General features: G+C 68.4%; 11 protein-coding genes. 6 read left to right on the top strand and 5 right to left on the bottom strand.

The annotated features are described in order from the left end of the window. Nucleotides 1-2: 2 nt before the first annotated feature. Entirely contained in the window at nucleotides 3-917 is a 915-nt protein-coding gene (locus B9D87_RS15850; protein WP_040630781.1) for an alpha/beta hydrolase-fold protein, read from the bottom strand. 61 nt (nucleotides 918-978) lie between these two features. Here B9D87_RS15850 and B9D87_RS15845 point away from each other — a divergent pair, with 61 nt between their 5' ends. After that, complete coding sequence (locus B9D87_RS15845) at nucleotides 979-1596, top strand: TetR/AcrR family transcriptional regulator (protein ID WP_040630657.1); 618 nt, start codon at nucleotides 979-981, stop codon at nucleotides 1594-1596. Here B9D87_RS15845 and B9D87_RS15840 read toward each other — a convergent pair. Beyond that, entirely contained in the window at nucleotides 1575-2351 is a 777-nt protein-coding gene (locus B9D87_RS15840; RefSeq protein ID WP_007772585.1) for a DUF429 domain-containing protein, read from the bottom strand. The two genes, B9D87_RS15845 and B9D87_RS15840, sit on opposite strands and share 22 nt — an antisense overlap. Nucleotides 2352-2400: 49 nt before the next feature. Here B9D87_RS15840 and purB point away from each other — a divergent pair, with 49 nt between their 5' ends. From purB to B9D87_RS15825, 3 genes are read left to right on the top strand one after another with little or no spacing between them, the layout of a single operon-like run. Next, nucleotides 2401-3819 carry an adenylosuccinate lyase gene (gene purB, locus B9D87_RS15835; protein WP_007772587.1) on the top strand — a complete coding sequence of 473 codons (1419 nt, stop codon included), beginning with the start codon at nucleotides 2401-2403 and terminating at the stop codon, nucleotides 3817-3819. Continuing rightward, complete coding sequence (locus tag B9D87_RS15830; RefSeq protein WP_007772590.1) at nucleotides 3816-5063, top strand: cytochrome P450; 1248 nt, start codon at nucleotides 3816-3818, stop codon at nucleotides 5061-5063. The genes purB and B9D87_RS15830 overlap by 4 nt, the downstream gene beginning before the upstream one ends. Further along, nucleotides 5060-6082 (top strand): tellurite resistance/C4-dicarboxylate transporter family protein, encoded by a 1023-nt coding sequence (locus B9D87_RS15825; RefSeq protein WP_007772591.1) that lies wholly within the window; start codon nucleotides 5060-5062, stop codon nucleotides 6080-6082. Before B9D87_RS15830 ends, B9D87_RS15825 begins: the two co-directional genes overlap by 4 nt. Here B9D87_RS15825 and B9D87_RS15820 read toward each other — a convergent pair. After that, entirely contained in the window at nucleotides 6047-6667 is a 621-nt protein-coding gene (locus tag B9D87_RS15820) for a hypothetical protein (RefSeq protein WP_007772592.1), read from the bottom strand. The two genes, B9D87_RS15825 and B9D87_RS15820, sit on opposite strands and share 36 nt — an antisense overlap. Nucleotides 6668-6719: 52 nt before the next feature. Between B9D87_RS15820 and B9D87_RS15815 the strand changes: the two genes are divergently transcribed. Then, nucleotides 6720-7610, top strand: coding sequence for a phosphoribosylaminoimidazolesuccinocarboxamide synthase (locus B9D87_RS15815; RefSeq protein WP_007772593.1), 891 nt, complete (start codon nucleotides 6720-6722; stop codon nucleotides 7608-7610). Continuing rightward, on the top strand, nucleotides 7607-9730 hold the full coding sequence (locus B9D87_RS15810) for a S9 family peptidase (protein WP_007772595.1): 2124 nt from the start codon (nucleotides 7607-7609) through the stop codon (nucleotides 9728-9730). The genes B9D87_RS15815 and B9D87_RS15810 overlap by 4 nt, the downstream gene beginning before the upstream one ends. Before the next feature lie 5 nt (nucleotides 9731-9735). Here B9D87_RS15810 and B9D87_RS15805 read toward each other — a convergent pair whose 3' ends face one another. Together B9D87_RS15805 and B9D87_RS15800 are read right to left on the bottom strand one after the other, a co-directional pair. Continuing rightward, nucleotides 9736-11349, bottom strand: coding sequence for a DHA2 family efflux MFS transporter permease subunit (locus tag B9D87_RS15805; protein ID WP_040630659.1), 1614 nt, complete (start codon nucleotides 11347-11349; stop codon nucleotides 9736-9738). Between the two features lie 140 nt (nucleotides 11350-11489). After that, nucleotides 11490-13109, bottom strand: coding sequence for a DHA2 family efflux MFS transporter permease subunit (locus B9D87_RS15800; RefSeq protein WP_007772599.1), 1620 nt, complete (start codon nucleotides 13107-13109; stop codon nucleotides 11490-11492). Nucleotides 13110-13202 lie beyond the last annotated feature (93 nt).

Genomic DNA, 13202 nt, shown 5'->3' with positions numbered 1-13202 from the left:
CGTCAGGCCGTCAGCAGCGGTGCCATCCAGGTCAGCTCGGCGGGCAACTGCGAGCTCCAAAACGCCCCGTCGTGCCCACCGGGCGAGAAGCCACCGGCCGGCGGATTGGGCAGTTGCGCGATGAACTGCTTCGTCGCCGCGTAGAACGGATCGCTGTCGCCGCAATCGATCCGGATGGGGATCGAAGCCAGGGCGGGCATGCCGAACACCGAGTTGGCCGCGAAGTCGTCCGGCCCGTCGAAGGCCCCGGGTGCGGCCGCGCCCGAGGACATCCACAGCGCCGGGCTCACCGCGCAGATCGCCGCGGTGCGGGCCGGTCCCAGCCGTCCGCCCAGCAGCAGCGCGCCGTAGCCGCCCATCGACCAGCCCAGGAACGCCACCCGTGAGGTGTCCAGATTCTGGCTGCCCAGCATCGGGATGAGCTCGTCGAGCACCATCGCGCCGCTGTCCTCACCGGAGGACCGCTTGTGCCAGTAGCCGCCACCGCCGTCGACGGCGACCACCGCGAAGGGTGGCAGGCCGGCATCGACGGCCTGCGCCAGACCGTGTTCGACACCGCCCGCCATCACGGTGGACGCGTCACTGCCCTTGCCGTGCAGGGCGATCACCGGTCGCAGCGGCTTCGTCTGGCCCGGCGGGCGCGCGATGGCCCAGTTGGTGCTCGCCCCGCCACGCGCGGCGGAGACGAAGGAACCGGTCACCATCGTCGGCGCGGCCGCGGCCGGGGGAGCCGGATCGCGGGGTGGACTGGGCGGCGCCAATGGTGCCTGGGTGGCGGCCTTCGACACCGGCATCGCGTGAGATGTGCGGGGCTCTAACAGGATGTCGAGCCCGTAGGCGCCCACCGCCCCCACGGCCGCGCTGGCGCCGAGGCCGAGCAGGGCGCGTCGGCTCAAGTCGGGCATGCGGGCCATTATGCCCTGGCCGTTTGGCCGAAATGGCAATGCAGTACCACTTTGGCTGGCACGATGGCTACTCGTGACTGCAGCGGTTACTCCAAAAGGAGAACGTCGACGGTACGCGCTCGTCAGCGCCGCCGCCGAGCTGCTGTCCGAGGGTGGCTTCGAAGCGGTGCGGCACCGGGCGGTCGCCCGCCGGGCCGGATTGCCGTTGGCGTCCACCACTTATTACTTCTCCTCGCTCGACGATCTGATCGCGCGCGCCGTCGAACACATCGCGATGATCGAGGTGGCGCAGTTGCGCTCGCGGGTCAGCGGCTTGTCGCGCCGGCGCCGGGGACCCGAGACCATCGCCGAGGTGCTGGCCGATCTGCTCGTGGGCGACGTCGCCGGCCCGGGCCGCACCGATCAGCTGATCTCGCGCTACGAGCGGCACATCGCATGCACCCGGCTGCCCGCGCTGCGCGAGACCATGCGCCGCAGCCTGCGCCAGCGGGCCGAGGCGGTTGCCGAGGCGATCGAGCGCTCGGGCCGCTCGGTGCACATCGAACTGGTGTGCACGCTGATCTGCGCGGTCGACGGTTCGGTGGTCTCGGCCCTGGTCGAGGGCCGGGATCCGCGCGCGGCGGCACAGGGTGCGGTGGTCGATCTCATCGAGGTGCTCGCGCCCATCGATCAGCGGCCCGTGCAGATCTGACCGACCGCTACGCGCGGACTCCGATCCACCGGCGGCGACGGCGTCACGATGCACCCGGTGTCCAGGTCGCCGTAGATCGTCACGGCCGCAGGGCTGCGCTGCGCATACAACGCCACATAGGCGCAGACCACGGCGTCGACCGGATCCTCCGCGCGGCGCAGCTCGCTTTTGCGCTGTGCGGCCGCGACGGCCCTGCGCAGCGCGACCCAACCGGCGTGCCCGGCCACGTGGAGCGGCACCGGGGCCCGCGCCAGCCGCTCGACGCCGTCCATCAGCAGCGACAGCTCGGATTTGAGCCCGTCGACGGTGCGCCCGGGTTTCGCCTTGTATTTCAGGGTCCGCTCCAGGCGGAACAGCGCGACGGTCGCCGCGTGCGGGTAGACCTCGATGGCGCGCCGGGCGGACGGCGATCGCGGATCCAGAGCCAGTCCCAGCGCCGCGGCCAGCCGGCCCGCGCGCGGACCCGCGGCGAACTCGGGCTTTCCGGTGTTGCAGGGGTGGGTACCGGCTTCGTACCTGCGGAAATCGCGGTTGAGCGCGGTCTCGGCGGGACGCTGGCCGGTCGGGTTGGTCACCACCAGCGGCGCGTCGAAGGCGACCAGGCAATCGCCGCTCACGTACGGATGCAGCGCGGCCAGGATCTCGTCGTCGTCGCGGACCGCGCACGCGCTCGCCAGGGCGCCGCCCGCATCGACGACGGCGACGCCGGTCGGGTTGCGACCCGCCCAGGCGAGGTCGACGCCGGCGAAGTACATCCGCATAGGCTATGACCGCGACCGTAAGCTGTGTGTTCGTGAGGACCAAGTGAGCATTCCGAATGTGCTGGCCACCCGGTACGCCAGCGCCGAGATGGTCGCGATCTGGTCGCCGGAGGCCAAGGTCGTCGCCGAGCGGCGGCTGTGGCTCGCGGTGCTGCGCGCGCAGGCGGAGCTGGGCGTGCCGGTGCCGTCCGACGCCATCGCCGACTACGAGCGGGTGATCGAGGACGTCGACCTGGCGTCGATCGCGGACCGCGAACGGGTGCTGCGCCACGACGTCAAGGCGCGCATCGAGGAATTCAATGCGCTGGCCGGTCACGAGCACGTGCACAAGGGCATGACCAGTCGCGACCTGACGGAGAACGTGGAGCAACTGCAGATCCGGCGTTCGCTGGAACTGGTCTTCGGCCACGGCGTGGCGGTCGCCGCGCGGCTCGCCGAGCGGGCCGTGGCCTACCGCGACCTGGTGATGGCCGGGCGCAGCCACAACGTCGCCGCGCAGGCCACCACGCTGGGCAAGAGGTTCGCCTCGGCCGCCCAGGAGACGCTGATCGCGCTGACCAGGCTGCGGGAGCTGATCGACCGCTATCCGCTGCGCGGCATCAAGGGCCCGATGGGCACCGCGCAGGACATGCTCGACCTGCTCGACGGCGACACGGCCAAGCTCGCCGACCTCGAGCGACGTGTCGCCGAATTCCTGGGATTCGCAACGGTATTGACCAGTGTCGGGCAGGTGTACCCGCGTTCGCTGGACCACGATGTGCTCTCGGCGCTGGTGCAGCTGGGCGCCGGGCCGTCGTCGCTCGCCCACACCATCCGGCTGATGGCGGGGCATGAACTGGTCACCGAGGGATTCGCGCCCGGACAGGTCGGCTCGTCGGCCATGCCGCACAAGATGAACACGCGCAGCTGCGAGCGGGTCAACGGGTTGCAGGTCGTGCTGCGCGGTTACGCCTCGATGGCCGCCGAACTGGCGGGTGCCCAGTGGAACGAAGGCGATGTGTTCTGTTCGGTGGTGCGCCGAGTGGCGTTGCCGGACAGCTTCTTTGCTATCGACGGGCAGATCGAGACCTTCCTGACGGTGCTCGACGAGTTCGGCGCCTATCCGGCGGTGATCAGTCGCGAGCTGGACCGCTACCTGCCGTTCCTGGCCACCACCAAGGTGTTGATCGCCGCGGTGCGGGCCGGCGTCGGGCGCGAGGCCGCGCATCACGTGATCCGCGAACACGCGGTGGCCACCGCGCTGGCCATGCGCGAACACGGCGCCGAGCCCGACCTGCTGCAGCGGCTGGCCGCCGACGAGCGGTTGCCGCTGGACCGCGCGGCGCTGGACGCCGCGCTCGCCGACAAGAAGGCGTTCACCGGCGCCGCCGGCGACCAGGTGGACGAGGTGGCCGCGCAGGTGGACGCGTTGGTGAACCGTTACCCGGACGCGGCCAAGTACGCCCCGGGTGCGATCCTGTGACGCTGGCCGGCGGGCTCGCCGAGATCGACTTCACCGATCTGGACAACTTCGCAGGAGGATTTCCACACGATCTGTTCGCGATCCATCGCCGCGAGGCGCCGGTGTATTGGCATGCACCGACCGACAACACCCCGGACGGCGAAGGGTTCTGGTCGGTGGCCACCTACGCGGAAACGCTTGAGGTGCTTAAGGATCCGGTGACGTATTCGTCGGTCACCGGTGGCCCGCGGCCGTATGGCGGCACGCTGTTGCAGGACCTGGCCATCGCGGGTCAGGTGCTCAACATGATGGACGATCCGCGGCATTCACAGATCCGGCGGTTGGTCAGCTCGGGGCTGACGCCGCGAATGATCCGGCTGGTCGAGGACGACCTGCGGACCCGGGCCCGTCGGCTGCTGGACGCGGTGGTGCCGGGCGAGCCGTTCGACTTCCTGGTCGACATCGCCGCCGAATTGCCGATGCAGATGATCTGCATTCTGCTGGGAGTGCCTGAATCCGAACGGCATTGGTTGTTCGAGGCGATCGAGCCGCAATTCGATTTCGGTGGTTCACGCAAGGCGTCCCTGTCGCAGCTCTCCGTCGAAGAGGCCGGATCGCGGATGTATGAGTACGGTCAGCAGCTGATCGCGGCCAAGCGTGCAGACCCGACCGATGACATGTTGTCGGTGGTGGCCAACGCGACGCTTGATGACGCCGCCGGCTCCGCCCTGTCCGACCTCGAGCTGTACCTGTTCTTCAGCCTGCTGTTCAGCGCCGGCGCGGAGACCACCCGCAACGCGGTTGCGGGTGGTCTGCTGGCGCTGGCCAACCATCCGCACCAATTGCGGTCACTGCGCGGCGATCTGGGCGCGCTGCCCACGGCCGTCGAGGAGATGGTGCGGTGGACGTCGCCGTCGCCCTCCAAGCGGCGCACCGCCACCCGTGATGTCGCCCTTTGCGGCCAGTCGATCGAGGCGGGGCAGAAGATACAGATCTGGGAAGGCTCGGCCAATCGCGACGCCGGCGTGTTCGACCGCGCCGACGAATTCGATATCACCCGAAAACCCAATCCGCACTTGGGATTCGGCCAGGGCGTGCACTACTGTCTCGGTGCCAACCTGGCCCGGCTGGAGCTACGGGTGCTGTTCGAGGAGCTGCTGTCGCGGTTCGGTGGGGTGCGTGTCGTCCGTCCTGTCGAATGGGCTCGCAGCAACCGGCACACCGGCATTCGCCACCTCGTCGTGGAACTCCGCGAAGCGCCGTGACGATCCGGTTCGCCGATGTCGAGCCCTCACCCGATGTGTTCGCCGCGGTGATGGCAACGGGAATCTTGTCGGTCGGGGCGCACGATCACGGGTACCCGTTGATCAGCGACACGATGGGTGTCATCGCCACTGTCGGGCTGGTGTTTCTCATTGCCCTGGTCCTCGCGAAGGCCGCCATCCCCGGCCAGACGTTGCGATGGGATCTGACCGATCCCGACGTCACCCTGCGCCTGATCACCTTCGTCGCCGCCTGCGCGGTGATCGACGCGCGCCTGTCGTCCAAGGTGTGGGTGGCGCGGGTGCTCGGTGTGGTCGCGCTGGCAGCCTGGCTGGTGCTGATCCTGCTCAGCGCGCGAAACATGTTGGCGCATCGGTGGACGGAGCTGCGCGACCGCGCCCACGGCCCCTGGCAGCTGGCCAGCGTCGGCACTTCCGGCTTGGCGATCGTGATCGCCCGGGCGGCCCGGCAGACCGGCCATCACTGGTGGCTGGCGGTGGCCGTGGCCGGGTGGGTGGCGGCGCTGTGCATCTACGGCCTGATGACGTCGCTGACCATGTGGCGTGTCGTCAACGAACGCCAGGACCGCGACGGCTTCGAACCGGACACCTGGATCCTGATGGGCGGCATGGCGATCGCGACGCTGGCCGGCGACACCATCCACACCGTGGCCCCCGCCTGGCTGGCCGGGCCGGTGCGCGCGGTCAGCATCGTGACCTGGGTGACGGCCACCCTGTGGATACCGCCGCTGATCTACTTTGCGCTGCACCGCATCCGGCGCCATCCCAACATGCTGCAATTCACCGGTGTGTGGTGGGCGTTCGTGTTCCCGCTGGGCATGTACTCCGCGGCCAGTTTCGCCATGGCGGTCGAGCTGGGCCGGCACCCGCTGCTCACCGTTTCGCTGGTGTTCTTCTGGGATGCGTTGGCCGCGTGGCTCATTGTGGTGGTCGCCGGGGTGCTGATGCTGGCGCGGGCGCTGCTGCTAGCCCCCGCGCAACGCGATTCCGGCCGACCGTAGTTCGAGCGCGACCAGGGCCCCGATGGTGGCCGGATCCTCACGGCGCCACCCGCCGACCGGATCCGCGCTGACGGCGATCAGCTTGCGGGGCGGGCGGTTGGTCAGCGCCCGCAGCGCCAGCAGTTGCGCCCCGGCCGGCGTCGCGGCCAGCGTGGTCACCGTGAGCTTGCGCCGAAAGAATCGCAGCCGCAGAAAGAACCACGGCATCACCGCGATGAGGATCGGGACCGCAACGACGGCCATCGCGAGCAGCACCGCGAGCCAGCTCGCCGCGCTGTCCAGGTCGTGGCCCGCGCCGGCGATGTCCAACGCGGCGTGGCTGGCCGAGTTGAGCGGCTTGCTGACCGTGTCGCCCACCACCGGGATGTGCTGGGCGCCGTGGCCGGCGGACTCGAGGTTGCCCGCGATTCCCTTCGCGCCGCTCTCCACCTGCCGGCCGGCGTCGGCGATGGTGGCGATGGCGTCGTACACGGCCAGCCCGACGAGCAGCCAGAGCACCGTCCAGACGACGACGGCAAGGTCGCTGAACAGCTGGACGGCCAGCCGGCCGGGCCTGGTGGAGTAGGGCAGAAACCGCAGTGTCATAGCCCCGATCCCAGCACAAAGCGCGTTTGCGGGTGCCCGATAGGCTGACCGGATGCCTGCACTGTCCGACTACCAGCATCTGGCCAGCGGCAAGGTCCGCGAGCTGTACCGCGTCGATGACGAGCACCTGCTGCTCGTCGCCTCCGACCGGATCTCGGCGTATGACTTCGTCCTGGACAGCACCATCCCGGACAAGGGCCGCATCCTCACCGCGATGAGCGTCTTCTTCTTCGGCCTCGTCGACGCGCCCAACCATCTGGCCGGGCCCCCGGACGACCCACGCATCCCCGACGAGGTGCTTGGCCGCGCGCTGGTGGTGCGCCAGCTGGAGATGGTTCCGGTCGAATGCGTGGCACGCGGCTACCTGACCGGGTCGGGATTGCTGGACTACCAGGCGACCGGAACGGTCTGCGGCATCACGCTGCCACCGGGGCTCGTCGAAGCCAGCAGGTTCGCCGAACCGCTGTTCACCCCCGCGACAAAAGCCGCGCTGGGCGACCACGACGAGAACATCCCCTTCGCCCGGGTCATCGAGATGGTCGGTGCCGTGCGGGCCAACCAATTGCGTGACCGCACATTACAAATCTATGTGCAGGCCGCCGATCACGCGCTCCGGAAAGGAATCATCATCGCGGACACCAAATTCGAGTTCGGCACCGATCGCGACGGCAACCTGCTGCTCGCCGACGAGATCTTCACGCCGGATTCGTCGCGGTACTGGCCGGCCGACGAGTACCAGGTCGGCGTCGTCCAGAACAGCTTCGACAAGCAGTTCGTCCGCAACTGGCTGACCGGGCCCGAGTCCGGCTGGGACCGCCACGGCTCACAACCCCCGCCGCCCCTGCCGCAGCACATCATCGACGCCACCCGCGACCGCTATATCGAGGCGTACGAACGCATTTCCGGCCGCAGCTTCAACGACTGGATCGGCCCCAACGCATGACCGACACGCACCTGGACGGCTCGGTGCCGCCTGTCGCCAAGCGGGTGGAGACTCGGCGCGAGCACCACGGCGACGTCTTCGTCGACCCCTACGAGTGGCTGCGCGAAAAGACCAACCCCGAAGTCATCTCCTATCTCGAGGCGGAGAACGCCTACGTCGATCAGATGACCGCCCACCTCGAACCGCTGCGGCAGCAGATATTCGACGAGATCAAGGCGCGCACCAAGGAGACGGATCTTTCGGTGCCCACCCGGCAGGGCGACTGGTGGTACTACGCGCGCACCTACGAGGGTAAGCAATACCGCGTCCAATGCCGTTGTCCGATAAGCGGTCCCGACGACTGGGATCCGCCGACCCTGGACGAGAACACCGAGATCCCGGGCGAGCAGATCCTGCTCGACTCCAATGCCGAGGCGCAGGGGCACGAGTTCTTCTCCCTGGGCGCCGCGACGGTGAGCCTGGACGGAAACCTGCTCGCGTACTCGGTCGACACCCTCGGCGACGAGCGTTATACGTTGCGGTTCAAGGACTTAAGCACCGGCGAGTTGTTCCCCGACGAGATCGCCGATATCGGCGCGGGCGCGACGTGGGCCGCCGACAACCGCACCGTGTACTACCTGACCCTGGACGACGCGCACCGCCCCGACAAGGTGTGGCGGTATCGGGTGGGCTCCGGCGAAGATGCCGAGCTGGTCTACCACGAAGACGACGAAAAGTACTGGCTCGGCGTGGGACTCACGCGCAGCCAGGCGTACGTCTTCATCGCCTCGGGATCCTCGATCACCTCCGAGTACCGCTACGCCGACGCCGCCGACCCGCAGGCACAGTTCACGGTGGTGCTGCCGCGCCGCGAGGGCTTCGAGTATGCGGTGGAGCACGCGGTCATCGGCGGGCAGGACCGGTTCTTGATCCTGCACAACGACGGCGCCGTCAACTTCACCCTCACCGAGGCGCCGGTCAGCGATCCGGCACAGCAGCGCACGCTCATCGAGCACCGCGACGACGTCCGGCTCGACGCGGTGGACGCTTTCGCCGACCTCCTGGTCGTCAGCTACCGGCGCGAGGCGCTGCCCCGGATGCAGCTGTGGCCCATCAACGCCGACGGCACATATGGGCAGCCCGAAGAGATTTCGTTCGACTCCGAGCTGATGACCGCCGGCCCGGCCGGCAACCCCAACTGGGTGGCGCCCAAGCTGCGGATCCGGGCGGGATCGCTGGTCGTTCCGGCCCGGGTCTACGACATCGACCTCGCCACCGGCGAACGCACCCTGCTGCGCGAGCAGCCCGTCCTCGGCGACTACCGGCCCGAGGACTATGTGGAACGGCGCGACTGGGCGGTCGCCGACGACGGCACCCGGATCCCGGTGTCCATCGTGCATCGCGCCGGCATCGAATTCCCGGCGCCCGCATTGCTTTACGGTTACGGCGCCTACGAGCTGTGCACCGATCCGAGTTTCTCGATCGCCCGGCTGTCGCTGCTGGACCGCGGCATGGTGTTCGCCATCGCCCACGTGCGCGGCGGCGGCGAGATGGGCCGGCTGTGGTACGAGCACGGCAAGCTGTTGGAGAAGCGGAACACCTTCACCGACTTCATCGCGGTGGCACGGCATTTGGTGGATACCGGCGTGACGCGGCCGCAACAGCTGGTGGCGCTGGGGGGCAGCGCCGGCGGACTGCTGATGGGCGCGGTGGCCAACCTGGCGCCGGAACTCTTCGCCGGCATTCTCGCGCAGGTCCCGTTCGTCGACCCGCTCACCACCATCTTGGACCCCTCCCTGCCGCTCACCGTCACCGAGTGGGACGAGTGGGGAAATCCCTTGGCGGACAAGGACGTCTACGCCTACATGAAGTCCTACTCGCCGTACGAGAACGTCGAGGCCAAGCGGTATCCGGCGATCTTGGCCATGACGTCGCTGAACGACACGAGGGTCTACTACGTCGAGCCGGCCAAGTGGGTCGCGGCGCTGCGCCACGCCAACGGCGACGGCAGTCAGGTCCTGTTGAAGACCCAGATGAACGCCGGGCACGGTGGGGTCAGCGGCCGCTACAAGGGCTGGGAGGAAGCCGCCTTCCAATACGCGTGGCTGTTGGCGGCCGCCGGGGGCGACCGCGACCGGTGATCGCGCTATTCGCCGGCCGGCGGGCTCGGCGGCTTCTTCGGCAGGAACGATGCCGGGATGATGGTGAACGCCACCAGCACGACGGCCAGCACGAACACCGCGGTATACGCGTGCGCCAGGTGGTGTGACACGTGGCTGGCCAGATCGGGGGCGAGCGGCTGTCGCGGCAGGGCCGACGGATCGGCGGGCAGGCCGTGCTTACCGGCGCCGGGGCGAACGCCGCCCATCTCGTTCGCCGCCATCAGGGTCTCGTTGCGATTGAACTGGTTGGTCAGGACCACCGCCATGAGCGCGGCCCCGATCGACCCACCAACCTGCTGGTTCACGCTGATCAGCGTCGTCCCGCGGGCAACCTGATGCGGGGCGAGTGCCTGCATGAGCGCCGCGGACAGCGGTGTGGTGGTCAGCCCGATGCCCAGGCCCATGATGGCCAGCCCGGTCACCAAGACCGGTGAATACGCGGCCTGCCTGGCCACGCCGTAGGTGAACACACCCAGCCCGACCGTCATGAGCGGCAGCCCGATCAGCACGATGTTGCCGGGCCCGCGTTTGTCCATGAAGGCCCCGCCGAGCGGCATGGTCAGCACCGCGCCGATCCCGATCGGCAGCATGTGCAGACCGGACTGCATGGGCGTCTCGTGGCCGACGATCTGGAAGAAACTCGGCACCAGCAGGCCAATGCCGACAGAGGCGGCGCCGAACACCAGCAGTGTCACGTTGACCTGGGTGACCACCGGGTTCCGGAACAATCGCAGGTCGATCAGGGGGTGGTCGGTGCGATACCAGGCGTGCAGGATGAACGCGGCGATCAGGACCAGCCCGAGCAGGGCCGGAACGAGCACGTAGCGGTCGGCGATCGTGTGCCGCCCGGGGATGGAACACACCCCGCACAGGAAGATCGCCACGCCCGGCGACAGGAGCAGCGCGCCGGTGATGTCGAGCGCCTCCGACGGGGCCGAACGATCCTTCGGGAACATGACGGCCGCGAGCGCGAAGGCCGTCAGCCCGATCGGCAGGTTGACCAGGAAGATCCACTTCCAGCCGTAGGCGCCGATGAGCCAGCCACCCAGGATGGGGCCGCCGATGGGGCCCAGCAGGATCGGGATTCCGCCCACCGCCATCAGGCGGCCAACCCGCTTCGGTCCCGCCTCGCGCGTCAGGATCACGAAGCTCAGCGGCAACAGCATGCCGCCGCCGACGCCCTGGATCACCCGGAACAGGATGAGCAGCAAGATGTTCGGCGCGACCGCGCACAGCAGCGATCCCAGCGTGAAGATCAGCACCGACCCCATGAAGAGGCGCTTGGTGCCGAACCGGTCCGCCGCCCAACCGGTGATCGGGATCACGGTGGCGAACGCGAGCATGTAACCGGCGATCGTCCACGACACGATGGCCTGGGTGGACCCGAACTGCGCGATGAAGGTGCGCTGCGCGACGGCCACCACGGTGCTGTCCAGCACCGCCATGATGCACGCCAGCCCGCACACCCCGGCGATCCGGAACAGCGCCGCGTCCAGCTTGTCGGGGTATTCGTCGGCGTGCAGCGACGATCCCGGAGCGCTGGGCAACGGGACGCTGAAAGCTGCGGAGCGGGTCTTCTGCATGGCGCCGCTGAGCATATCCACAGGGTTGCCCCGGCAGAAGGGTTTTTACTCGTATTGGCTTATTCGCACGCGTGTAATTCGCGCCGCCCAGATTGCGTCTTGTGCAGTCGCTAATCCGACAAACGGCCTGGTCGCGCGGTTACCGGGCGATTATGTTATTCGCAGGCCGTTTCGCTTGCGGGCTTTTTCGGCAAAAACGATGCCGGAATGAAAGTGCACACCACCAGCACGACGGCAATCACAAATACCGCGGTATAGGCGTGCGAAAGATCGTGCACAACATTGCTCAGAAATCCGGGGTCGAGCGACTGGCGGGGTATCGCCGCCGGATCGACCGGCACTCCATCGGCCGCCGCCTTCTGATGCAGGGCGGCGAGCTTGTTTGCTGCGACGATGTCGGGGCTCCGATTGAACTGGTTCGTCAGGATCATCGACATCAGCGCGGTTCCCATCGAGCCGCCCACCTGGTGGCTGACGCTCATCAGCGTCGTGCCGCGGGCGATCTGGTGGGGCGCCAGCGCCTGCACGGAGGCGACCGACAGCGGCATCATCGTGCAGCCCATGCCCAGGCCCATGATCGCCAGCCCGACCAGCAGGAGGGGCAGGTAGTGGGACTGGGTGGCCACCCCGTAGGCGAAGGCGCTCAGGCCGGCGGTGATCAGCGCGATCCCGACCAGCACGATCTTGCCGGGGCCCTGCCTGTCCACCAGCGGTCCGGTGAGGCGCATCGTCAGCATGGCGCCCAGCCCCTGCGGGATCATGTGCACGCCCGCCTGCATCGGCGTCTGGTGCAGCACCTGCTGGAAATAGCTCGGGAGCAGCAGGCCGGCGCCGAAAAATGCGCCGGCGAACACCAGCATCGTCACGTTGGCGTGCGTGAGCACCGGGTTGCGGAACAGCCGCAGGTCGATCAGCGGGTGGTCGGCGTGGCGCCAGGCGTGCGCGACGAAGCCCGCGATCAGCGAAAGCCCGATCGCCGCCGGTACCGCCACGTGGCGGTCGGCCACGGTGCCGCGGCCGGGGATGGACGACACCGCGAACAAGAACATCGCCAGTCCCGGCGAGAGCAGGAGTACGCCGACGGCGTCGAAGGTCTCCGATCGCGCCGGGTGATCCCGCGGGAAGATGATGGCTGCCAGCGCGATGGTGAGAAACCCGATCGGCACATTGATCAGAAAGATCCACCGCCAACTCGAGGTGTCGATCAGCCAGCCGCCCAGGATCGGCCCGCCGATCGGCGCGAGCAGCATCGGGATGCTCAGGATCGACATCAGGCGCCCGAGCCGTCGCGGACCCGCTTCGCGGGTCAGGATCATGAACCCCAGCGGCAGCAGCATGCCACCGCCGACGCCCTGCACCACGCGAAAGACGATGAGCTGCAGGATATTTGCGGCAACAGCGCACAGCAGCGAGCCCAAGATGAACGCCACCACGGAGCCCATGAAGAGCCGTTTGGTGCCGAACCGGTCCGCCGCCCACCCGGTTATCGGGATCACGGTCGCCAGGGCCAGTGTGTAGCCGGTCATCGTCCAGGCCACGACGGCCTGCGAGGACGCGAATTGGTCGATGAAGGTGCGTTGCGCGACGCTGACGACGGTGACGTCCAGGATCGCCATGACGGTGGCCAGGATGCACACGCCGGAGATCCGCAACAGCGCGGTATCGAGCTTGTCGGGATATTCCCGTTCCTCGACGCCCGGCTGCCCGGTAGTGGCGTGGGGCAGCGGCGTTTTGGCCGCTGCGTACGAGGCCTCATCCATGGCGTTGCTTAGCATATCGAACTGATCATCCCGGCTGACGCGCGCGGCGGTTACGGTCTGTGCAGGTCCGATGACCGCCGAAATCGGTTATCGCGCTGGGCCGAGTGC

The organism is Mycobacterium colombiense CECT 3035 (assembly GCF_002105755.1).
In the GTDB taxonomy this organism is placed as follows: domain Bacteria; phylum Actinomycetota; class Actinomycetes; order Mycobacteriales; family Mycobacteriaceae; genus Mycobacterium; species Mycobacterium colombiense.
This window is presented reverse-complemented; position numbering and strand designations above follow the sequence as displayed.